The sequence below is a fragment of the Bacillus pfraonensis genome (genome assembly GCF_050768835.1).
In the GTDB taxonomy this organism is placed as follows: Bacteria; Bacillota; Bacilli; order Bacillales; family Bacillaceae_G; genus Bacillus_A; species Bacillus_A pfraonensis.
This window is the reverse complement of the sequence record NZ_JAHCDO010000002.1, coordinates 1-21,750: the sequence shown is the minus strand read 5'-3', so window position 1 is coordinate 21,750 and position 21,750 is coordinate 1. Positions and strand designations below refer to the sequence as shown.

Here is a 21,750-nt window from a genome sequence, read left to right as displayed (position 1 = left end):
AGAATATACATTCTTATACATAAAAAAGGTTACCAACTTTAAACTTGGTAACCTTTTTTATATTTCATATTCTTGTTTCTCCTATTTTGTAGTGGTACTCTAGTAATAAGGGGGAGAAATTATGAACACATTCACAATTGAATTACCAAAAGAAACTGCAGAAAAACTTGGATTGTTAAAACAAGCCTATCAAAAGAAAACAGGTACTACAATTTCAGAAAGCACACTCGTTCAATCTCTTATCTCAAGAGAGTTTATTCAAGAAATAACTCCATTTGATCTACAACAATATGTAATTGAAAAAGAACAGCGTTAGTAGCTGTTCTTTTTCAATTTCTTCCCTTGCTGCGTACATAATCCATTATATATCCTCCTAACTTTCCCACTTTTTACCTAGACTCTTATTTTTATTTACGTATACAAATTGAACTGCCCCTACCTATCTTCCTTGTTTCTCTCTGAATCTTAAGCTGAGGTCTTAGTACCCATTAATGCAGGATAAAATATTTTTTTATTTTATTTCTGAAAAACTATTGACAATGATAATGATAACCATTATCATTTATTATGAAGCCAACAATTGATGAATCAACCAAACGCTCAGTAACATTGTTACCCCTCTTTTTCATATAGAAAAACACTGTACATTCCCCCTGTTTGTACAGTGTTTTTCTTTTTATTTTATTACTGTCTGTAAAAACTTAATTGGTGTGGGCTAATAATCAATGAAGAATCCCCTACTGATTTAAAGTTTCACTTTATATTTATTCAAATAAATTGAGCTGTTCCGGCTTTGGTTCTCCATATGTAATATTCATCATTTGCATAAGTTGCTTGGCATTATCCGCAGCATCTCCACCTGAATTATTGTTAAATAAAACATATATGTTCTTCGTCTTCTTCTGCAATCTCCCTAATCGTTCCACCCATTCTTCAAGCTCTATTTTGTTATAGCGATATAAACAACGAACTGCTCGCCAATTTTCTCCTTTATCAAGCCACCCATGAATATTGCGCCCATGAAATCGAATCAGTGCCGTTTCTGAATGCGTTGCTTCTAATACTAGTGGAACAGAACCAATTCCAGCTTGTGGTTCATCACAAATCGTATGAATCCACTCTTCCTGTTCTAAAAATTGTAATGTTTTATCATGCATATTAGGATGAAACCACGTTTGATTTCGGAATTCTATGGCACATGGTAATCCTTCCATTTTTTCTTTTGTATAACGAAGTAAGTCTACATTTTTCTTTTGACAATCAAACCAAGGTGGATATTGAAATAATATCGTCTTTAATTTATGTGCTTCTTGCAGGGGAACAATCGATTGTTTAAATGTTTCAAACATCTCATCGACATTTGAAAATGGAATCTCTCCTTGCATATGTCCCGTCATCCCTTGATACGCTTTAACAACAAACGAAAAATCTTTTGGCGTTTCCCCAGCCCATTTCATATAATTTCGAACTGGTTGCATAGCATAAAACGAACTATCGACTTCAACAATAGGAAAATACTCACTATATGTTCGCAACTTATTTCTATTTTCATATGAATCTGTATATAAAGAATCGTGATCTCCCCATCCTGTTAATCCAATAGAAATCACTCTTACCCCTCCTTATCCTATTTCTATTAATCAGCACACACCTAATTAAAGATAACAAACGCTTGAGCCTACGGAACAAAGTTTCAATTTTCTTCAAGAGCATCTTTATAAAATATGATATACTAGATGGAAGAATTTTTAAATTGAGGAGTTATTTATGATTCAAGAGGATACTACTTTATCTCATGAAAAGCAAATAAAAGAATTAGAAAAAAAAGTACAGTTTTATGAGCAGTTGGTGAATCAATTACCACATCATTTTACATATGAAAACTCACAACTAGGTTTACAATTACATAAAAAAGGGAATTCTCATTCCATTACTCACATACCAAAAGAAGATATAGAATCAAACTTTGTACTAAATTGTGATTCCTTATTTCTATTTGAACAACTTGAAAAGCACTTTGTCCATATTTTTGATGCATTTTCGCACCATGTCACTTTCATTGAAAATAAAGGTATCATTACATTATGCAATCAATCTGCAGCAGATGATTTTGGCGTAGTACGCAATGATATAATAGGTAAACCCATCCAACAATTATTAAACTTACCAGAAGAAAAAATTAAAGCTTTAGAAACATTACGAAGCGGACAAGAAATTTACAACGAAGAAGTATTAGACGTGAACTACGGTATTTGTAACAATCGCATTATTTGTGATTATAATGGAGATATTTTCCGTGTGATTAGCGTCTTTCATTATTTAAATACCGAGCGCGATGCTGAAAAACTCGCATTAGCTGGTCGAATTGCAGCTGGAATTGCACATGAAGTTCGTAATCCACTTACAACAGTACGCGGTTATTTGCAATTTTTACAAGAAGGTGTCTCACCTTCTAATAAAGAACTTTTTCAAAATTTGCTCATTCCTGAATTAGATCGTGCAAATAGTATCATCACTAAATTTTTATCTATTTCCAAAGCACACGAATTTAAAAGAGAGCCCTTTCCCATCAATACTTTTTTACGTGAATATATCCAACAACTACTAGCTAGTGAAGTATTTTTGCATAACATTTCTATTGAATATAATTTATCCTCCGATTTAGAAGACATATTAGTGAATATTGATCGACATGAGCTCGTTCAAGTTTTCCTAAACTTATTTCAAAATGCTGTGGATGCAAAAAGTGATAAACCTTTTTCCATTCGAATCGCTAGTCATCGCTTAGATAATTTTGCTCGCATTACTTTCCAAGATAACGGAACCGGTATCCCTCCAGCGATTCAAGAATATATCTTTGATCCATTCTTCTCTACAAAAGATGCAGGAACTGGACTCGGATTATGCGTAACAAAAAAAATCATTCAAAATCACAATGGAACTTTAAAAGTTTCTAGTAATGAAAATGGCACAACTTTTATCATCTCAATTCCGTTAACAAAAAAAATACCGAGCTTATAGTTTTTTCCTAAAAGTAAAGAGAAACTTCCATCAGTGGGGATGAAGCCCCACTGATATAATTAAGTGAATACATTCAAAATATACGATTCATTAACTTCCAGCACAGGACCCAAGTTCTTCACTATTTTGTCCCCTAACCAACATGTATTATAATTCCCTTTCCTCTTTCATAGGAAATACTATAAAACTTCATTAGGGCTCACTGTCTCTTCAACTCTTTCATTTATCCCGCACTAACGGGCAGTAATACTCCCACCTCAAAATTCGGTGGGAGCAAAGTCCAGCTCTAGCGGCTAGAATCTCCGGTCGTTTCGCCCCCTCGGACGAGGCAAAAAGCGCCTCTCTGTCGGGGGTTCCAACGTCCTGCGATTCTGAGTGAGCCGCTTCCGCTTTTCTAAAGAAGTTAGGTGGGAGATAAACTGCCCGTAAAGGCCCGATTGGTGAGGGCTAATAATCAGTGGGGGATGAGGAAAACCCCCACTGATTAAGGTTTCACTTTATTTCAACATATCAATATAACCACTCTAGCTGTAAGCACACGCTTAAACAATGTCTCTTCCTCTATTCCAAACTCAGTATACACAGTAAGAAATAACTAGCGACTATCCATTCTATATATATTCATTTTGTTTTTCCGACATATAAGTCATGGCTATGAAAATAAAAAGAGATTCCTACTCGTTTTCTCCTTTTGGTTTCATACGGCATGAGGCTACCGCTTCTATGCATGGACAGATACTCTCTCCTACCTAAAAGGAAAGGTTTTATCTCGTTTTTTCAATCTGTCTATATGTGAAATACTTAATCTCCTTCTTTACTTTTCTTTACTTCAAATTTACTCTAGCTTAATGCTTATTTTGTATGATAGATAATGAAGACAATGATATGAAAGAGGGATGAAAATGAAAGTCTTATTGCCAATTCGCTTTTGGATCGCCCTTATGTCATGCATCATTTTATGTTCAGGACTCTTTTTAACTTTAGAATACACTTCTACATCAAAAGCAGCAGAGAACAGTAGTATAGCACCATATAAACTGCTATATGCAACACCAAATACAGTACCCCAATTATCTTCATCTCAAGAAAAAAGAGTTATCAAAGGGATGATGATTACAGAAGCTTCTTCTCATCATGATCTGGACCGGATTGCAAAAAAGATTAAAGAACAATATAAAAACCAGAAAATCGATGAAATCATATTATCTATTCACAATAAAAATACTGGACGATATGAAGAGGACCTACCTTATGAGCCACTCAGTAAAGGAACAATTTCGATTATTTACAATTCACAATCTCATTCCAAGGCAACCGTTCGTCTCAATGAATAATACTACACCTGTTGAAAAAACTTTCAGTTCATAAAAAATCGAGGCCACTGAAAAACGTATGTTTTTCAGTGGCCTCATAATCATTCGCCGCTTTTTATTTTTACAAAAATGGAATCCACTCTTTCACTTTATCAATCCACTCTTTTTGTTGTTCTCTTCTCAGTTTTTCTTCTTCTTGACGCTTTTTCTCTTCTTCTTTTCTTCTTTTTTCTTCTTCAATTGTCTTTAATTGTTTTGAATAGTCAGCCTCTGAGATTAGTGACAACTGAAATGCTTTTTGAGCGGAATTTCCGGCAGCCTTTTTCATAATATCTCGAAACATTGTCGTTGTAATTTGACTACCACCTGAAACATAATGTTCACTATCGGTTTTATCATATCCGACCCAAATTGCGCCAACAAGATCCGGAGTATAGCCAACAAACCATGAGTCTTTCGCTCCACTGCTTGGACCATCTACAAGCTGAGTAGTTCCTGTTTTACCAGCAGTATCAATATTTTTCACCTTTGCTTTTTCGCCCGTTCCTTTTTCAACAACGCCTTTTAATAAATACGTCATTTTTTGAGCAACCTTCTCACTCGTTACACGGGTTTCTTTTTTATACCATTTCCCTACAATTTCTCCCTCAGCATTCTGTATTTCACGAATTGCATGTCCTTCAATTTGTACTCCATCATTTGCCAATGTTGCATAAGCCTGAGCCATTACAAATGGAGAAGTTCCATTATGCATTCCTCCTAGAGCAATAGGGAGAGTGCGGTCTTCCTCCTGCAAGGGAATACCGAAACGCTCTAATGACTTCAAACCTTTTTCTAATCCAATTTGTTCTAACAGCCAAACAGCTGAGACATTATAAGACCTTGCAACTGCTTCATACATGGTAACATCTCCATGAAAAGTATGGTCACTATTTTGAGGGGTATAATCCTTTATATTAAGTGGTTCATCTTTTAAAACATCATACACTTCGTAACCTTGCTCTAATGCGGGTACATAAACTGCAAGAGGTTTTAATGTTGAACCTGGTTGTCTTTTTAACTGCGTCGCATGATTAAATTGTAGAAATTGATACGTCCCCCTCCCGCCGACAAGTGCGGGTACACCACCCGTTTTCGGATCCATCAACACAATTCCTGTTTGCATAAGCTGATCTGCATTACCACCTTGGAAATATTTATCATTATTCACAACATCTTCTACCGCTTGTTGCTTTTGAGGATCAAGTTCTGTATAAATACGATATCCGCCGGCTAAAATTTCATTTTGTGTCAATTCATATTTCTCCATTGCCTCTCGGACAATATAATCAACATACTGTGGATATTTTCCTTTGTATTTATCATCAACACCTCGGCGTAATGCAAGGCCTGTTTCTTTTTCTTTCTTGTATTGATTTTCTGTAATATATCCTTGTTCTTTCATTAATGCTAAAACAACATTACGCCTTTCAATGGATTTATTAAAATTTTTATATGGTGAATAGGTTGATGGAGCCTTAATTAATCCTGCTATCGTCGCAGCTTCTGCTATTGTTAAATCCTTTACTTCTTTATCGAAATATGATTTAGCCGCTTTTTTTACACCCCAAGCTCCTTCACCAAAATAAATTTGATTCATATACATTTCAATAATTTCATCTTTGGTATACGTACGTTCTATTTTTTTTGTAAGAAAATACTCTTTAAATTTGCGTGAGAATGTCCGTTCTTGCGTTAAAAATACATTTTTGGCAAGCTGTTGTGTAATTGTACTCCCACCAGCCACCACTTCCCCAGCCGTAATATTCTTTAATATTGCACTCATAATCCCGCTATAGTATATACCATGGTGATTAAAAAATTTCTTATCCTCTACTGCTACAATCGCTTGAACCATAATATCAGGAATATCTTTTCTTTTAACTCCTTCCGCCTTGGAAGAAGATAGCTTTGCTGCCACTTCTTTATTTGCATCATAAATAAGTGTTGGCTGCGGAACAGCCTGTTTTAATGCGGATATGTCTTGAATGGAGATTATTATATTTACTACAATAAATAGAGCAACGAAAAAACCACCAAAAACGTATAATGTATTGCGCAGTTTCTTCCTCCTGTTGAACCACTCAAGCATTTTCTTGAAATGAGTGTTGTTCAATTTCATTTATTCACTTCCTTCATTTGTTTACACTTTCGTTAGAAAAAGGAAGAAACTCCCTCCTTTTAAATTTATTATAATAACGTAGTAGTTCGCCAAGTGTAAAGTATTTCTTTCACATTCATACTTTTTACAAGAAAAGGACATTCTACAAGTAAGATATTCATTATTGATTATTAATATTATTAATACATCAACGTGAGTTATGTTAAGTTTTTGTAAACTTTTCGATAAAATGTTTTAAAAAACGACAGTTTTTTGTTAGAATTGACTAGCCAATATATTTTACATATATTACTTTTGTGGGGGTAACAATAATGGTCTTTAAATCTAAAAAAGATAAATTTTCTGAAATGTTAATGAATGTTTCCGAAAATTTAAAAGAAGGCGCGCAATTTTTCGTGGAGTATAAAATTAAAAATGCTAGCGATTTAAAAGAATTTTCTATGCGCATGAAAGAATATGAGTCAAAAGGTGACTCATTTATTCACGAAATCATTATGGAGCTAAACAAAGCGTTTATTACTCCTATCGAACGTGAAGACATCCTGCAACTTGCAATGAGCATGGATGATGTACTAGACGGATTAGATCACAGTGCAGGTTTATTCGAAATGTATTCTATTACAGAGGCAGATGAATACATGATTAAATTTGTGGAAGCAATCAATCAATGTGCGATTGAGATTGCAAATTCCGTTGAACTTATGTCGAATAAGAAATTAGTAGACATTCGCACAAATGCAATTAAAATTAAGGATTACGAATCACAGTGTGATGATATCCGTCGCCATGCCATTAAGCACTTATTCTCTCGTGAAAAAGATCCAATTAAGATCATTCAATTCAAAGAGATTTATGAAGAGCTAGAAGAAGTAGCTGATAGCTGTCAAAGCGTTGCAAACGTATTAGAAACAATTATTATGAAGAACGCGTAAGGAGTTTGATCATGGATACACTCTTGATACTGACTGTTTTAGTAGTCATTTGCGCTTTAGCTTTTGACTTTATTAACGGATTTCACGATACAGCAAACGCGATTGCAACAGCTGTTTCGACGAAAGCTCTAAAGCCTAGACATGCAATTATTATGGCAGCTATTATGAACTTTTTAGGTGCAATGACATTTACAGGTGTAGCAAAAACGATTACAAAAGATATCGTTGACCCATTTTCCTTACCAAATGGTTCTCTTGTAATTTTAGCTGCTTTGCTTGCGGCAATAGCTTGGAATTTGATTACTTGGTACTATGGTATTCCAAGTAGTTCTTCGCATGCAATCATTGGTTCAATCGCAGGTGCAGCAATTGCTGCTGCTGGTTTTAGCTCGTTAAATTTTAAAGGGTTCATAAAAATCCTTGAAGCTTTAATCATTTCACCAATCGTCGCTTTTGTTATTGGTTATATCGTATACAGTATTTTTAAAGTAGTCTTTAAAAACTTTAACTTAACGAAAACGAACAAAAACTTCCGTATATTCCAGGTTTTCACTGCAGCATTACAAGCTTATACACATGGTACGAATGATGCACAAAAAGCAATGGGAATCATTACGATGGCTCTTATGGCAAATAACTATCATACTTCTAGCGATATCCCGTTCTGGGTACAATTATCTTGTGCAATCGCAATGGGGCTTGGTACTTCTGTCGGTGGATGGAAAATTATTAAGACTGTTGGTGGACAAATTATGAAAATTCGCCCTGTAAACGGAGTAGCAGCTGATTTATCATCATCTCTTGTAATTTTCGGGGCAACATTCATTCACTTACCGGTTAGTACAACGCACGTTATCTCTTCTTCTATTTTAGGGGTAGGTGCTTCACATCGTGTAAAAGGTGTAAAATGGGGAACTGCAAAGCGCATGTTAATTACATGGGTAATTACACTTCCAATTTCAGCTTCTTTGGCTGCTTTATTCTATTACCTATTACATTTAATTTTCTAATTAAAAGTCGTCTTCCTTATTTTTCTAGGAAGACGACTTTTTTGTGAACAATCCTATTTCTCTAGAAAAAGTGTGTATAATAAATGTTGTACTAGTTATACAGAGGAGTTGGCAATTTTGGAATACATCATGTTACTTTTTATTGGATTAATCGCAGGAACAGTCGGAAGCCTAGTAGGACTTGGCGGGGGGATTATCATTGTACCTTTACTGATTGGACTGCATAGTTTATCACCACAACTCGCAGTTGGAACATCAATGGTGACCGTCGTTTTCACCGGTCTCTCCTCTACTCTTACTTATCTGAAACATAAGCGAGTAGATTATAAAAGTGGACTTATTTTATTTATAGGGAGCGGTCCTGGGGGTATTATTGGATCGTGGGCAAACAAATTTTTGAATCAAGATTCTTTCTCTTTATACTTTGGAATTTTCCTTATTTTTGTCTCAATTCTTCTCTTGTTGCGCGATAAATTGAAACCTCTTTCCCTCTCAAATACAACTGTTATTAAGCGTTCTTTCACAGATGCTGAAGGTAATACTGTTCATTATCAATTTCCACCGTTTCTTTCAATTATTATCGCATTTGTAGTTGGGTTCATATCTGGATTATTTGGAATTGGTGGCGGAGCCTTGCTCGTTCCAGCAATGATGCTTCTTTTTGCATTCCCTGCGCAAATTGCTGTTGCAACTTCCATGTTTATTGTCTTTTTATCAGCAATTGTAAGTTCTTTGACTCATATTTCTCTTGGAAATGTTAGCTGGATTTATGCATTAATTCTTATTCCAGGCGCTTGGATTGGCGGGAAAATTGGAGCTTTCATTAATACAAAATTAAGCGGTAATGCAATTATTAATTTATTACGTATTACATTAATCATTCTTGGAACTAGATTAATTATTACTTCATTTCTATAACGCGTTCTTTTTAGAATGCGTTTTTTATACGCAAGAATATAAAAATGTTCCTAACACGACACATAATACTGCGCACACACATAACAACATTAAGTTGGAGATATATAATTTATTCAAGCTGATCACTCCTATAGCTGTGACTGTTATCCCTATAATAGCGAAAAAAGAGACATTCTGCCGTTACAAAGTGCTAACAATGCAAAAGCAATTATTACAAATCTCATCCATTTATTACATGAATTCGTATAATCTATCGATTCAACAAAAAAAGATGTCATATTGACATCTTTCTAATGAAGGAGTGACCACCCCATAAAATCTTCATGTACTTGACGTGCTCGCTTATCATTTCTATCATACAATTCAGCGTAGCTATCCGTTTCTTCATCATAAGCCATTGTATAGATAATTTGACCGTCTATTTCAACTGATAGAACGACTCCACCCTTCATCTCTTCTACATGTATGATGGCATTAGCTGGAATCCTCATATCAGTCATCTTCGCATCTAACAATATACTAAACCCCCTACAGCGTATTCATTGCTAGCACTATTACACACTAAATAGTATACTACTGTAATAGCATACATTTCGTCAATATAATTGCTGTTTTGTAGGCTTTTCTTCTTTTAATATGTATACACACATATATCAGTAAAATGAACAAATAGGAACACGTAAACGAGGTGCTAACATTGATTCTACATAAAGGGGATATATTATTTCGTCAAGGTGAAGATGGACCTTTATACTTTATTAAAACGGGTCTATTAAAAGTCGTTCGATTACAGGAAGATGGAACACCATTTTTATTTAACATTATCGTTCCTGGTGAGACAATCCCTCACCACTCTTTAATTTCACCGAAAGAGTATCATGGTACAGCAATTGCTTTAATTAAAACAGAGGTCGAACCTATTATAGGAACTACATGGTACGAAAAATTACAAGCGAATCCAGAGTTATATGCGAATGTCGCTCTGCAGCTGCAAACAAAATTACGCATGATGCAACAGCGAATCGATCAATTAACAACTGTTTCTCCAAAAGAACGTCTCCATCGTTTGCAAGAGTGGTTCTCACTGTATTTAAATGGAATTCCTATCTATGAGATCTTAACACAAACAGAAATTGGACAACTTATCGGCGTACGCCGTGAAACAGTAAATCGCTTGTTACGAGAACAAATAAAAAACGAGGCGAACTAACACCTCGTTTTTTATTTACCTTATGCTAAGCTTGCTGCCGGTCCGAAAAATTCATAATGAATGTGTTCAGGCGAAACTTCCCATTCTACTAAAGTCTTATTAATATGCTTCATAAATGGTACCGGACCGCAGAAATAAAAGTCCGCTTCATTTGTAGGAATAATTGATTGTAACCAATCTAAATCAACAAAACCTTCTTTATCAAAGTTTTTCGCTTGTAAATCTTGTTCTGTTGGTGAAGAGTAACAAGTGTATACTTCTACTTGTTCATAATCTTTCTCTATCTGCTGCACGTGCTCTTTCATCGCATGCACGTTGCTATTTAATGCTGCATGAATAAAGTATACCTTACGATTTGAAGTTTGCTTAACCAATGTATTTAACATGCTCATCATTGGCGTGATACCAACGCCACCACTGATTAATACAATTGGTAAGTTTGAATCCATATTTAACACAAAGTCCCCTGCTGGTGCACTTAGTGGCAATATATCTCCCTCTCGAACATAATCGTGTAAATAATTAGATACCTTTCCATCCGGTGTCTCTGCAGCTGTCTCCCGTTTCACACTAATACGATAGTAGCCTTTTCCAGGAGCGTCCGATAAACTATATTGACGATTATGTGTATACGTTTCACCGTTTATATTTATTTGAACCGTTACATACTGACCTGGTAAGAATGAAGATAACTCCTCTCCATCTTCTGGTTTTAAATAGAACGATGTAATCACATCGCTTTCTTTATCTTTCTTCACAACGACAAAGTTACGGAAATCTTTCCAACCGCCTTCTTTTTTTGCCGCTTCTTCATACATTTCTGCTTCGATGCTAATAAACGCATCCGCAATTACACCATACGCTTCTCCCCAAGCATCTAACACTTCTTGTGGTGCTTCTGCAACTTCTTTAATTGCTTGTAGTAAACATTTTCCGACAATTGGATAGTGTTCTGCTTTAATTCCTAAACTTCTATGTTTATGACCAATTTGTTTTACAACAGGAATAATAGTTTCTAAATTATCAATATACGTTGCTGCGGCATACACTGCACTTGCTAATGCCTGTTGCTGTCTTCCTATTTTCTGATTTGTATGGTTAAAAATATTTAATAACTCAGGATGTTCTGAGAACATAATTTGATAAAATCGAGTTGTAATTTCAACACCTTTTTCTTGTAGTAATGGTACTGTTGATTTTACAATTTCAATTGTTTTTTCACTTAACATTATATCCCACTCCTCTATTTCCTTGTATATTGTTATTGTAAACGAAGCCAAAATGGAAGGTTGTGATTTTAATCACTATAAACATGGTGTTTTTGTGAAAAATGTATGAACGATTTAAATTTGACCTTCATTACGTACACTAGTGAGACACTGATTTAATGCTCACCTTATATACTTTCCTATCTTTCCCAAAAGAAAATAAGCTAACCAATATCTTAGCTAGCTTATTACTAAGTTTGCAAAATTTGTTCAATCACTTTTACATCTTTTCCATTTCCAAACTCTGTATACCCCCATATATTTGTTTCACCCGTATATTTATTTACTAAAATATCCAAGTCGTGGTAAACACGATGAGCATACACTACATATTCAATCTTCCGAACTTCTATGCCCTTTTTCAATATCTCATAGCTTCTCCTTACATCTCGCTTTATCTTTTCATCTTTTATTTCCCTATGTATATCTTTTAAAGACGGTTCTTGTTTTTGAAACCACTGCACGAGATGGTTCCAATCCCCTTCTGTATATCTCTCAGCTTTTCCATAATTTAAGAGGTTGTTATAATCTTCGTGTGTCGTGCGGATGAATTGCAATACTTTTTTCTTTTCTTCTACATCTTCTACTTGCGGCAGTGCAGATATTCCAACAGGTTTACTTGCATAATGTAACAATACTCTCATTAAACTATAGCTTGTAATGCCCATCACAATCACAATTCCAAGTATCGCCCACACTCTCTTCATGTACCAAGCTCCTTTTCTACTATGAATGTTACATCTATTTCTATATGCCGTTATATTTGTAACATTCTCTTGTAGAAGAAAAATTCCTGTATAAATTCTTCGGACCATTTCGACACTGTTTTTCTACACATTTCGCTGCGGCAAATATTCTTGTAAAACTGAATATCCTTCATAAGCAGTGTAACCGAGTATCGCAAGTAAACCAATATAACAAGCAAACACCGTCCACCTTGTTTTAGCATCTACTTTATAATAATCTTCTTGTTGTTTCTTTTCTTTTTCCCATTCGTTCATTTTTCTTTCTGAGACTTCTAAAGCTTCTCTTATCCGAATGAAATATTCTTCTTTTTCATCTTCATATGGTACATAGTCAAGCGGTTCAAACTTTGGTAGTACGTACTCCAACACTTCAATCTTTTGACGCTCTTCTACTTCTAGTTGCTTCTCTTTTTCTTTTTGCTTTAACAGCTTCATTTCATGATGGATCATATAGAGCGTTCGATGAACAGCTTCTGTTTCCTCTTGTTCTTCTTGAAGTTTCGCAAGATAAACTCTCATCACATCTACTTTATATCCCAATTCTTCAATTGGTTTATTTCGCTTCATCACCCGATAGAGCTCCATACAACCAATTATAAAGATGAACCCACCCATGATACTCTTAAAGAAAATAGAATATCCAAGTAATACAGCGAGACCTAACATCCAAATTTTTGTACTTACAACAGAAATAATTCGTCCCCCGTCTAGCGGAGAAACTGGAATCAAGTTAAAAAAGTTCAACATACTTCCAAGTAAAATAACAAGAGCCCAAAATGGTTCCTTTGTTATCATATAGAGCGGAATTGCTGGTAAAAATGATAACAAACCAAAAAGAGGGCCCATATAAGCAAGGTAAGCCTCATCCTTTGCGTTTTTTGGCATCTCTTTCATTCCAATAAGAGCACCCATAAACGGAATAAAGATTGCTGGAGACGTAGGTATACCTTTTCGTTTCGCTGCCCACAAATGCCCCATTTCATGAACAAAAAGCAGATAAATCAGTGCTACACCAAATTTCCATCCATATATAGCCGCATATGCCCCAAGTGATAATAGCATACTAAATACGGTTGAAAATTTTGCGAGTTTAAAAATCGCAAATACCCATTTCAACTTAGAAAGCAAAAATATGCCCACGGCCGCTACAATTCCCCATAATCCTTTTGTATTATTTTTCATACCTCTCTCCTTCATCTTTTTTTCTCTATTATGCCATATTTTTTTCTTTTATTGGAAATCACGTTTATTTCATCCAATTTTAGCCAAAACTAATAACGAAAGGAGGTAGAAAAGAAATGACATTACAATCCTTTATGATTAGCACCCTTTCCTTTTTGGCTTCGTCATTAATCTTTTATACCGTTGGCTATGCCTTACTATTCGATTTGTTACCAAAGCATCTATTTATTATTCTTATTATTCTTTCTGCTCTTATGATTTCCTATCTTATTACGCGAAAATCACTAAATGAGCCATCTACAAAAACAAAATAATAGAGTGAACCTTTTCGGTTCACTCTATTATCATTTCCTAGGAAAGAGTTTCGCTATCTTTGTAAATTCATTTTTTCACCATAATCTTTTACAATTTGAATAATATTTTGAAATGCACCTACTTTTTCTTTTTTATGATTCAATACTTGTAAATCATAATTATCATAGTAAGTTTCTAATGCTTTTATTTGAGAAGCTGATGCATTCTCTATTGGTACAACAATATTCACTTCATATTGTTTATACCCCTCTTTCACTTTCTCACCTTTCATTATTTCACTTGTTTTCTTTCCAATCACTTGTTGTATTTTAGTAGGAAAAATCAACTGAAAATAGTACTCTCTTTCTTTTTCTAATATTTTATATAAAGAATCCGAAATCGTATAAAATACTGTATAATTTATGTTCTTTTCATTTGTTTTAATATGAAAAGCGGTAATTTGCAAATCCTTTTTTGTCACTTCTGTTAATACATTCACTTTTGTATCATCACTTGTTGATTTAGGAACAAGTGGGAGTATAGATAAAAGTTGTTCTGTATCAGATTTTGTAAGCATATACGTACCTTTTTCATCTTGTAACCAACCTTTCCGATCTTCTCCTCTTAACCATGCACGATATGTTTTCTTCTTTCCGTTGTTCTCAATTTGAATTTCGTACTCTGGCTCTCCAAAACTCCCTGTTATTTGTTGTTTTTCAGCATTATCCAGAATATTCACTATCCTCTTCGCTTCCTCTTGTTTGAAAACCTTTTCGACCTTTCCTTTCTGCATAATTGTTACTTGTATACTTTCCTGCATAGAATTCACCGTCTCTTCTACTTGTTTTTTCTCCTTTTTTTGTTCAACTTGGCTACACGATACTAATAAAAAAATAAATATCATTACCAAACATTTTCTGCTCACTCCGAATCCTCCTATCTAGCACAATAAGAAAAACTTATTGTTACCCAAAATGAAACAAAAACGTTATGTATGATGAAATGAGTTATACTAAAAACGAAGGGAGGTTTTCATATGTCCATTAATTTTCATGACGCGAACAATAAGTACACCTACGCTACACGAAAAGCAGATTTTTCTTGGTGTGAAATGATTCGAAATATTATTGATATAAGTGGTAAAAACATAATTGATATTGGCTGCGGTGGTGGTATTTATACGAAAGAACTGGCTCTTATGGGAGCTAACAATGTCGTTGGCTTCGATTTTTCCGAAAAGATGTTGCAAGCAGCAGCAGAAAATTGCACTTCCATCCAAAATATCTCATTCATTCACGGTGATGCCCACCATATGCCATTTACTAATGAAACTTTTGATGTTGTCATTTCTCGTGCTGTTATCCATCATTTACAAGACATCCCGAAATTTTTGCAAGAGGCCTCACGTATCTTAAAGAAAAATGGAATACTTATTCTTCAAGATCGCACCATCGAAGATTGTACAATTCCTGGAAGTCCAGAACATATTCGTGGATATTTTTTCTCCGTCTATCCTAAGCTCATTCAAATAGAGGAAAAACGAAGACCGAAAGCAACGCATATACAGCAATTAATAGCACAAAACGGTATGCATCCACTTCCCCTTCAAACAATATGGGAAGTTCGAAAAATCCATGATTCTATTGAAGCATTGCTACAAGATTTATCACCACGAACAGGTCGATCTATTTTATACGAATTAACGGATAATGAACTTTCTCAGCTTCTACATCATATTCATACTGAGCTACACAACATAGCTCCAATTATCGAACAAGATCGCTGGACCATTTGGAGTGCCACAAAATCTGAAGAAAGCCCCACATAATTTTGTGAGGCTTCTTTCATAACCTAATTTTGCAACACTCTTGATATCCTCCACTTCTGGCCTGTGCACTTCCACATTTGGAACATACTAAATATCTAGATTGACTTGTCAACAAACTTCCTTTTTGAAAGAGTAACACCTCTGCTTGTTTAAACGAACGCGAATAATATAACCATATGAAACCACAAATTACTATAATTCCAAACAATACACCCATCGCAAGCATTTCCGTCACCTCTTCTTGGTTTGTTCTTTCCAGCAAGTGGATTGTAGTATTATTCTCTATTGATAAAAAAGATTCCTGCCTTTCCGCTTCAAATTGTCATATTTATCAAAAAAATTTACATTTCCTCTATACTTTTACGTACTTTTTATAAAAGATTCCCTCCCACTCCTCATACAATAAAGTGAAACTTCAGCAATGCAGGTTTTCTCCAGCTCCCATCTAAATTTTTAAGCATTTTATATAAATCCGTTTTGATTTGCTGGCACATAAATCGCTGCTATGAAAAAAACAAAAAAACCATACTCATTTTCTCCTTTTTTCACTTCGTACGGGGCAAGAAAAGAATGGTTTCATGTCGTTTTTTAATTTACATATTTGCTCCCCATCGGCGCACGAGAAACACGCGATCAACCAGTAAAATCTACACCCTAAAATAAGTTTAATAGAGGGGTGTTAATATGAACTATTTTCTATTGCTCCCTTTTCTTATCAAACTGATTTTTTTCGCTCTATTCTCTTTTTGGATGAAGCTTCTTCCATTAACTCCTATGTACATCAACTACAAAAGAAAGGTATTCATGCATTTGTTATTCTTGCCCACCTTGGTGGTAATACAACAGGCGGTAACACAAACGGAGCTTTAGCTGATTTAGCAAATGGGAGAGATAAATTTACAACTTTTAAAACAGGAAGAAATCGTACTGAATATCCGACAGATCAAGAAGCTTTTGCCAATTATATTCGCTCTATTTCTCATATAGATACATTTCCTCAAAATTTTATTCAAAAAATCTATTGACTTTATTAAAAAAACATGTGAAAATACTTTCAGAATACTTGAACAAAATTCATTGACGAGAACGAGTACGTTATAAAGCTGTTCCCCAGAGAGTTGGTATTTTGCTGAAAGCCAATGTTCAGTGCGTAACCGAAAATCATCTCCGAGAAGTAGAACCGAACGATGTAGTAAGTTCTTACCGGTCGTCCCCCGTTACAAGGAACACGTATCATGTTGTACGTTGTAAAGCCGCATGCATATAGATGTATTTCTACATGTATGAACTAGGGTGGTATCGCGGGTAAATATAACTCGTCCCTTTATTAAGGGGCGAGTTTTTTGTGTTCTTACAAATGAATTTTTATAAAAAGGAGGAAAACAATGAACACTGTATCAAAAAAACATGTTTTTTCCACAGGTCTTATGCTATTTTCTTTATTTTTTGGAGCAGGTAATTTAATTTTCCCTCCAATGCTTGGACAAAATGCTGGTGAGCACTTTTGGTCAGCAATGCTTGGCTTTTTACTAACAGGGGTTGGTCTACCTCTATTAACTGTTATTGCCATCTCTCTTTCAGGAAATGGAATGCAGCAGCTTGCAAGTCATGCCCATCCAATGTTCGGAATCTTCTTTACAGTTGTTGTCTATATTGCCATTGGTCCGTCGATGGGAATTCCGCGTGTCGCTAACGTCGCTTACGAAATGGGTGTTAGTTCTTTTTTACCAGAAGAAGTTCGTGCTAGCGGATTCACATTATTGATTTATACAATCATTTTCTTTGCCATTGTATATTGGCTCAGCTTAAACCCTTCTAAACTAGTGGATCGCATTGGAAATGTGTTAACACCTATTTTATTATTTTCTATTTTCGTATTATTTGTAAAAAGTGTCTTTACACCACTAGGACAATCCGGTCCAGCAATGCAAGAGTATCAAACTTCTCCAATTTTCAAAGGATTTATGGAAGGATATTTAACAATGGATACAATTTCGGCTCTTGCATTTGGAATTATCGTCGTGAATGCAATCCGCTCAAAAGGTGTAAAAGATCGCAAGGCAGTTGCAATCGCAACGACAAAAGCAGGGCTAATTGCAGCTACAGGGCTCGTTCTTGTATACGGAGCACTTGGATGGCTAGGTGTAACGAGTGTTTCACTTGGGTATGCAAAAAATGGCGGACAATTACTTACAGTTATCGTTCAACAATTATTTGGTCCATATGGACTTTCCTTATTAGCACTCATCGTTACACTTGCTTGTTTAACAACATGCGTTGGACTTGTATCTGCATGTAGCCAATATTTCTCAACTTTATTTACAAAATTTTCATACAAAAATCTAGCAGGCACCATTTGTGCATTAGGACTTCTAGTAGCAAACCTAGGCTTAACAAAAATCATTGCAATCTCTGTACCGATCTTACTAGTGGTATATCCAATCGCTATCGTGCTCGTGCTATTATCACTACTTCATAAGTACTTCGGTGGTTATCGTTCTGTTTATGTTGGCTCTTTAATTGGAGCTGCAGTCGTAAGTATATTTGATGGATTAAAACAAGGGAATATGCCAGTGACATTCATTACTTCTTACTTTGAATTTATTCCATTCTATAACGAAGGAATCGGTTGGGTCTTACCTGCACTAGCTGGTGCAATCATCGGTCTTGTAGTCGCTAAGTTAAAAGGTACAAAACCAGTACCATTAATGGAAACCCCTTCTAAACCTAAAGTATCCTAATGTAAAAAACTCCCATTTAAGGGAGTTTTTTTATACTTGATAAGAATTATGATTAAAACTACTTACTTTATATGCTTTTGTATAATACTCAAGGTTCGTATCAACTGTTTCTACTTTTACAACATCATAACATTCTATTTGTTTTACTAAAAATAAATAATATTCTTCTGTCGCTTCAATGATTGCTATACAATCTGTTTCAATATCATATTGCTCCTGAAGTGCTTGCAATGCATTCACGTAATTCTCTAACTTTTCTTTTTTACTCTTTTCAAATATTGTTTGAACTAACATACACTCTCCCCCTTTGTATGTAGTGTTTCTAACTAAATGATAACGCTTTCAAATAAATGCGTCAATAAAGAAAACTTCCACTAATGAAACAAGTCATCTCCAGTGGAAGTTCCATCTTATTTCGTTAATTGGTGTCTAAACGCATAAATAACCGCCTGCGTACGATCACTTACATTCAATTTATTTAATATATTACTTACATGTGTCTTCACAGTTTTTAGTGCAATAAATAGTTCATCTGCAATTTCTTGATTACTTTTTCCCTCTGCAATTAATAATAAAATTTCAGACTCTCGTTCCGTTAAATCTTCATGAAGCGGTTGTTCTTTCTTTTGGCGCATACGAGACATCATTTTCCCAGTAACTTTCGGCTCTAGCACCGTTTCCCCATCATAAGTCGCCCTCACTGCATCAGCAATATCACTTGCTCTTGATGTTTTTAATAAATAACTTGTTGCCCCAGCTTCGATGACAGGATACAGCTTTTCATCGTCTAAAAAGCTTGTCACGACTACAATTTTTGCTTCTGGCCATTTTTGAATAATAGCACGCGTTGCCTCAACACCATCCATTTCATCCATAACAAGGTCCATTAAAATAATATCTGGCTTTAGTGCTAATGCTAATTCTGAACCTTTTCTTCCATTTTCGGCTTCTCCAACCACTTCAATATCCGGTTGAGTCGATAAATAGGCGGATACACCCATCCGAACCATTTCATGATCATCAACAAGCAATACTTTAATCATGATGTTCCTCCCCTCTCTCTATCATAATTGGCACTTTTACTTCAATTTGCGTGCCTTTATTCGGAAAACTAAGTACTTTTAATGTTCCTCCAATTTCATGAACACGTTCTTGAATAGATCTTAAGCCATATGACCCTGCCTTATTAACACCTACTTCAAATCCAACACCATCATCAATTATCTTTAAAATAGCATATTGGTCAATTTGGCGAAGACGTACTTCTGTTTTCTTTGCTTTTGCATGTCGTAATGTATTAGACAACGCCTCTTGTACAATACGGAATAAATGATCTTCCACACCTTTTTTTAATTGAATCGGTTCAATCAACCATTCTATTTTCATATGTTGTTTTCTAGAAAGTTCTGTTAACAGTTCTTCTATGCCTTCTGTTAATTTTTTACCTTCTAATTGTACAGGACGTAAATGCAAAAGTAATGCTCTCATTTCCGATTGCGCATTTACAACCATATTTTCCACAAGTTGCAATTGCTTTTTCGTTGTTTCTGGCATATGATCTACCTGTTCATTAATCGCTGACATCATCATAGACATTGCAAAAAGCTGCTGACTCACTGAATCATGCAGTTCCCTTGCTAGTCGATGCCTTTCTTGTGAAATCGCTTCTTGTCTCATTTCTTCATTCCAATGAGCTCGTTCATTCGTTACTTTTTGAAATAGCCCAGCCTGTTCCTCTAATCTTCGAGCAAGCGCAATTACTTTTCGCTCTACTTCATGAAATTCATCTTCTGCAGTAAACGAAACATCCTTTGGGAAATTCCCACGCTCTACTTCAAACAAGAAAGTATTCAAGCCTTGAATACGCTGCTGCATATAATAACCAATCGCATACCCTACAATTCCACCCATAAGAAGACTTGTACTGATAATTAACAAGCCAATTGGAACAGAAGCAATGGATTCTTTCCATAATAAATCATATACACCTTGCCCGCTTTTCCATACATATACAACTGTACAAATAAGTGCAATACTAACAGAAGATAACATAGAATAACGAATATACATCCATGAAATATTTCCTTGCTTTTTCATTATACTTTCCTCACTTCCGTATCGCCTACGACAAGCGAAGAAATAATTTTAATACGTCGAGGAGCTTCTTTATACTGTTCTGTCTTAAACGTAACATTTCGATTAAAACCTGTTTCTTCATGACCCGGAAGCAAAACTCTCCCCATGATGACAGAATGGTTTAAAGATAGTTCAATATCATATGGAACATACAAACGAATGTTACCAATAACGCCACGAATAACAATGACCGTTTCCCCTTCTGGAATCATTGCCGTCGTCAAATCGATTTCAACATCACCGACTCCATACTGGACATTAATATCTTCTAACTCATAAATATGATCCATCATTCTTATGTTACCAACCATTATATTTTTAAGGTATGGTTCTGTGCGATAGATTTGCTTTTCTTCATCTATATATCCTTTTTCCTTAATTTCTACTTGTATCGCTTTGGGCTTCTGCTGTCCTTGAATAAGCTGATAACCAATGAAAGCTAAGCAAGCAAATACAACGAGTACGAAGGCCGCTGATGAAAACAGGAAGAATAAAAAAACAATCCCCCCGACAAATAAAAATACATTCCCTCTCACATAACGATTCTTTTTTCGATAGTGCCTTCCGAACATAATCATAATAAACGCAAAAATAAGAGCCCCTGGTTCAAAATGCCCGAGAACCATATCAAGAAAAAGACCAAATCCAAATATGATGAGGAGCATCCCCACTAGTTGTGATTTTGAAAATTGTTTCTTCATTTCAGCTCCCCCCTTCTTGTTACATATAAATAGAAGAAAAAGGTATTGCCTGCCAACACCTTTTCTTCTATCACTATATCATAAGCTCGTTTTATAATATACTACAATTATTTTATTACTTCTTTGTCTAAAGATACTTCATTTTTTTCTTTCATTTCACGCTCAAGTTTTGCAATTTTCATATCAAATGTATCACGCTCATGATCTTCATTCATGCGAAGCTCTAAATCACGAATGTGATCTTCAATTTCTTCAAAACGCAAGAACGGATTATTCTCATCCATTTTAT

Annotated in this window: 23 protein-coding genes, 1 pseudogene and 1 other annotated feature; of the genes and pseudogenes, 11 read left to right on the top strand and 13 right to left on the bottom strand. The window is 35.1% G+C overall.

From position 1 onward, the window contains the following. The first annotated feature begins 121 nt into the window (after positions 1–121). A complete protein-coding gene (locus KFD70_RS01310) occupies positions 122–316 on the top strand; it encodes a DUF3924 family protein (RefSeq protein ID WP_336451737.1) in 195 nt (64 codons plus the stop codon). A gap of 448 nt (positions 317–764) precedes the next feature. On the opposite strand, the gene KFD70_RS01305 is transcribed toward KFD70_RS01310, so the two are convergent. Further along, complete coding sequence (locus KFD70_RS01305) at positions 765–1,610, bottom strand: DUF72 domain-containing protein (RefSeq protein WP_336451736.1); 846 nt, start codon at positions 1,608–1,610, stop codon at positions 765–767. A gap of 157 nt (positions 1,611–1,767) precedes the next feature. Here KFD70_RS01305 and KFD70_RS01300 point away from each other — a divergent pair, with 157 nt between their 5' ends. Together KFD70_RS01300 and KFD70_RS01295 are read left to right on the top strand one after the other, a co-directional pair. Continuing rightward, entirely contained in the window at positions 1,768–3,021 is a 1,254-nt protein-coding gene (locus KFD70_RS01300) for an ATP-binding protein (protein WP_336451735.1), read from the top strand. A 902-nt stretch (positions 3,022–3,923) separates the two neighbouring features. Further along, positions 3,924–4,355: a hypothetical protein gene (locus tag KFD70_RS01295; RefSeq protein ID WP_336451734.1), complete on the top strand. Its 432-nt coding sequence runs from the start codon at positions 3,924–3,926 to the stop codon at positions 4,353–4,355. 100 nt (positions 4,356–4,455) lie between these two features. Here KFD70_RS01295 and KFD70_RS01290 read toward each other — a convergent pair whose 3' ends face one another. Next, positions 4,456–6,495: a transglycosylase domain-containing protein gene (locus KFD70_RS01290; protein WP_336451733.1), complete on the bottom strand. Its 2,040-nt coding sequence runs from the start codon at positions 6,493–6,495 to the stop codon at positions 4,456–4,458. A gap of 311 nt (positions 6,496–6,806) precedes the next feature. Between KFD70_RS01290 and KFD70_RS01285 the strand changes: the two genes are divergently transcribed. The 3 genes from KFD70_RS01285 to KFD70_RS01275 all read left to right on the top strand — a co-directional run bounded on the left by KFD70_RS01285 (position 6,807) and on the right by KFD70_RS01275 (position 9,355). Further along, positions 6,807–7,427, top strand: a complete 621-nt coding sequence (locus KFD70_RS01285; RefSeq protein ID WP_000231447.1) for a DUF47 domain-containing protein — start codon at positions 6,807–6,809, stop codon at positions 7,425–7,427. A gap of 11 nt (positions 7,428–7,438) precedes the next feature. Continuing rightward, positions 7,439–8,437 (top strand): inorganic phosphate transporter, encoded by a 999-nt coding sequence (locus KFD70_RS01280; RefSeq protein ID WP_336451732.1) that lies wholly within the window; start codon positions 7,439–7,441, stop codon positions 8,435–8,437. Positions 8,438–8,554: 117 nt separating this feature from the next. Further along, positions 8,555–9,355, top strand: coding sequence for a sulfite exporter TauE/SafE family protein (locus KFD70_RS01275; protein ID WP_336451731.1), 801 nt, complete (start codon positions 8,555–8,557; stop codon positions 9,353–9,355). Between the two features lie 290 nt (positions 9,356–9,645). Here KFD70_RS01275 and KFD70_RS01270 read toward each other — a convergent pair whose 3' ends face one another. Further along, positions 9,646–9,870: a hypothetical protein gene (locus KFD70_RS01270; RefSeq protein ID WP_336451730.1), complete on the bottom strand. Its 225-nt coding sequence runs from the start codon at positions 9,868–9,870 to the stop codon at positions 9,646–9,648. A gap of 182 nt (positions 9,871–10,052) precedes the next feature. On the opposite strand from KFD70_RS01270, the gene KFD70_RS01265 reads away from it, so the two are divergent. Then, positions 10,053–10,565 (top strand): Crp/Fnr family transcriptional regulator, encoded by a 513-nt coding sequence (locus KFD70_RS01265; RefSeq protein ID WP_336451729.1) that lies wholly within the window; start codon positions 10,053–10,055, stop codon positions 10,563–10,565. Positions 10,566–10,585: 20 nt separating this feature from the next. On the opposite strand, the gene hmpA is transcribed toward KFD70_RS01265, so the two are convergent. The 3 genes from hmpA to KFD70_RS01250 all read right to left on the bottom strand — a co-directional run bounded on the left by hmpA (position 10,586) and on the right by KFD70_RS01250 (position 13,761). After that, the gene (gene hmpA, locus KFD70_RS01260) at positions 10,586–11,794 is read right to left on the bottom strand and encodes an NO-inducible flavohemoprotein (protein ID WP_336451728.1); all 1,209 of its coding nucleotides are present in this window, start codon (positions 11,792–11,794) and stop codon (positions 10,586–10,588) included. 230 nt (positions 11,795–12,024) lie between these two features. Then, positions 12,025–12,540, bottom strand: coding sequence for a hypothetical protein (locus tag KFD70_RS01255; protein WP_336451727.1), 516 nt, complete (start codon positions 12,538–12,540; stop codon positions 12,025–12,027). A gap of 123 nt (positions 12,541–12,663) precedes the next feature. Further along, a complete protein-coding gene (locus KFD70_RS01250; protein WP_336451726.1) occupies positions 12,664–13,761 on the bottom strand; it encodes a site-2 protease family protein in 1,098 nt (365 codons plus the stop codon). A 116-nt stretch (positions 13,762–13,877) separates the two neighbouring features. On the opposite strand from KFD70_RS01250, the gene KFD70_RS01245 reads away from it, so the two are divergent. After that, entirely contained in the window at positions 13,878–14,075 is a 198-nt protein-coding gene (locus KFD70_RS01245; protein ID WP_336451725.1) for a hypothetical protein, read from the top strand. Positions 14,076–14,128: 53 nt separating this feature from the next. Here KFD70_RS01245 and KFD70_RS01240 read toward each other — a convergent pair whose 3' ends face one another. Next, positions 14,129–14,980, bottom strand: coding sequence for a YhfM domain-containing protein (locus tag KFD70_RS01240; protein ID WP_336451724.1), 852 nt, complete (start codon positions 14,978–14,980; stop codon positions 14,129–14,131). Positions 14,981–15,091: 111 nt separating this feature from the next. Here KFD70_RS01240 and KFD70_RS01235 point away from each other — a divergent pair, with 111 nt between their 5' ends. Further along, positions 15,092–15,883 carry a class I SAM-dependent methyltransferase gene (locus KFD70_RS01235; protein WP_336451723.1) on the top strand — a complete coding sequence of 264 codons (792 nt, stop codon included), beginning with the start codon at positions 15,092–15,094 and terminating at the stop codon, positions 15,881–15,883. A gap of 16 nt (positions 15,884–15,899) precedes the next feature. On the opposite strand, the gene KFD70_RS01230 is transcribed toward KFD70_RS01235, so the two are convergent. Then, a complete protein-coding gene (locus tag KFD70_RS01230) occupies positions 15,900–16,109 on the bottom strand; it encodes a hypothetical protein (protein WP_098339222.1) in 210 nt (69 codons plus the stop codon). Between the two features lie 520 nt (positions 16,110–16,629). Between KFD70_RS01230 and KFD70_RS01225 the strand changes: the two genes are divergently transcribed. Beyond that, positions 16,630–16,908, top strand: a complete 279-nt coding sequence (locus KFD70_RS01225; protein WP_336451722.1) for a hypothetical protein — start codon at positions 16,630–16,632, stop codon at positions 16,906–16,908. A gap of 43 nt (positions 16,909–16,951) precedes the next feature. Continuing rightward, positions 16,952–17,210, top strand: a binding site (T-box leader). Between the two features lie 58 nt (positions 17,211–17,268). Continuing rightward, positions 17,269–18,624, top strand: coding sequence for a branched-chain amino acid transport system II carrier protein BrnQ3 (brnQ3, locus tag KFD70_RS01220; RefSeq protein ID WP_336451721.1), 1,356 nt, complete (start codon positions 17,269–17,271; stop codon positions 18,622–18,624). A gap of 30 nt (positions 18,625–18,654) precedes the next feature. On the opposite strand, the gene KFD70_RS01215 is transcribed toward brnQ3, so the two are convergent. From KFD70_RS01215 to KFD70_RS01195, 5 genes and pseudogenes are all read right to left on the bottom strand, one after another. Then, complete coding sequence (locus tag KFD70_RS01215) at positions 18,655–18,918, bottom strand: DUF3992 domain-containing protein (protein ID WP_336451720.1); 264 nt, start codon at positions 18,916–18,918, stop codon at positions 18,655–18,657. A 116-nt stretch (positions 18,919–19,034) separates the two neighbouring features. Next, positions 19,035–19,667, bottom strand: a complete 633-nt coding sequence (locus tag KFD70_RS01210) for a response regulator (RefSeq protein ID WP_336451719.1) — start codon at positions 19,665–19,667, stop codon at positions 19,035–19,037. Beyond that, complete coding sequence (locus KFD70_RS01205) at positions 19,660–20,721, bottom strand: sensor histidine kinase (protein WP_336451718.1); 1,062 nt, start codon at positions 20,719–20,721, stop codon at positions 19,660–19,662. The genes KFD70_RS01210 and KFD70_RS01205 overlap by 8 nt, the downstream gene beginning before the upstream one ends. Continuing rightward, positions 20,721–21,461 carry a cell wall-active antibiotics response protein LiaF gene (gene liaF, locus KFD70_RS01200; protein WP_336451717.1) on the bottom strand — a complete coding sequence of 247 codons (741 nt, stop codon included), beginning with the start codon at positions 21,459–21,461 and terminating at the stop codon, positions 20,721–20,723. The genes KFD70_RS01205 and liaF overlap by 1 nt, the downstream gene beginning before the upstream one ends. A 107-nt stretch (positions 21,462–21,568) precedes the next feature. Then, a pseudogene (locus KFD70_RS01195) lies at positions 21,569–21,750 on the bottom strand (PspA/IM30 family protein); the annotation flags it as partial.

Coding starts and splice junctions, on each gene's coding strand:
- KFD70_RS01300 (WP_336451735.1), top strand. CDS start 1,768: ATGATTCAAGAGGATACTACTTTATCTCATGAAAAGCAAATAAAAGAA.
- KFD70_RS01280 (WP_336451732.1), top strand. CDS start 7,439: ATGGATACACTCTTGATACTGACTGTTTTAGTAGTCATTTGCGCTTTA.
- KFD70_RS01255 (WP_336451727.1), bottom strand. CDS start 12,540: ATGAAGAGAGTGTGGGCGATACTTGGAATTGTGATTGTGATGGGCATT.
- KFD70_RS01250 (WP_336451726.1), bottom strand. CDS start 13,761: ATGAAAAATAATACAAAAGGATTATGGGGAATTGTAGCGGCCGTGGGC.
- KFD70_RS01215 (WP_336451720.1), bottom strand. CDS start 18,918: ATGTTAGTTCAAACAATATTTGAAAAGAGTAAAAAAGAAAAGTTAGAG.
- KFD70_RS01230 (WP_098339222.1), bottom strand. CDS start 16,109: ATGCTTGCGATGGGTGTATTGTTTGGAATTATAGTAATTTGTGGTTTC.
- hmpA (WP_336451728.1), bottom strand. CDS start 11,794: ATGTTAAGTGAAAAAACAATTGAAATTGTAAAATCAACAGTACCATTA.
- KFD70_RS01235 (WP_336451723.1), top strand. CDS start 15,092: ATGTCCATTAATTTTCATGACGCGAACAATAAGTACACCTACGCTACA.
- KFD70_RS01245 (WP_336451725.1), top strand. CDS start 13,878: ATGACATTACAATCCTTTATGATTAGCACCCTTTCCTTTTTGGCTTCG.
- KFD70_RS01205 (WP_336451718.1), bottom strand. CDS start 20,721: ATGAAAAAGCAAGGAAATATTTCATGGATGTATATTCGTTATTCTATG.
- KFD70_RS01310 (WP_336451737.1), top strand. CDS start 122: ATGAACACATTCACAATTGAATTACCAAAAGAAACTGCAGAAAAACTT.
- KFD70_RS01210 (WP_336451719.1), bottom strand. CDS start 19,667: ATGATTAAAGTATTGCTTGTTGATGATCATGAAATGGTTCGGATGGGT.
- KFD70_RS01295 (WP_336451734.1), top strand. CDS start 3,924: ATGAAAGTCTTATTGCCAATTCGCTTTTGGATCGCCCTTATGTCATGC.
- KFD70_RS01290 (WP_336451733.1), bottom strand. CDS start 6,495: ATGAAATTGAACAACACTCATTTCAAGAAAATGCTTGAGTGGTTCAAC.
- KFD70_RS01285 (WP_000231447.1), top strand. CDS start 6,807: ATGGTCTTTAAATCTAAAAAAGATAAATTTTCTGAAATGTTAATGAAT.
- brnQ3 (WP_336451721.1), top strand. CDS start 17,269: ATGAACACTGTATCAAAAAAACATGTTTTTTCCACAGGTCTTATGCTA.
- liaF (WP_336451717.1), bottom strand. CDS start 21,461: ATGAAGAAACAATTTTCAAAATCACAACTAGTGGGGATGCTCCTCATC.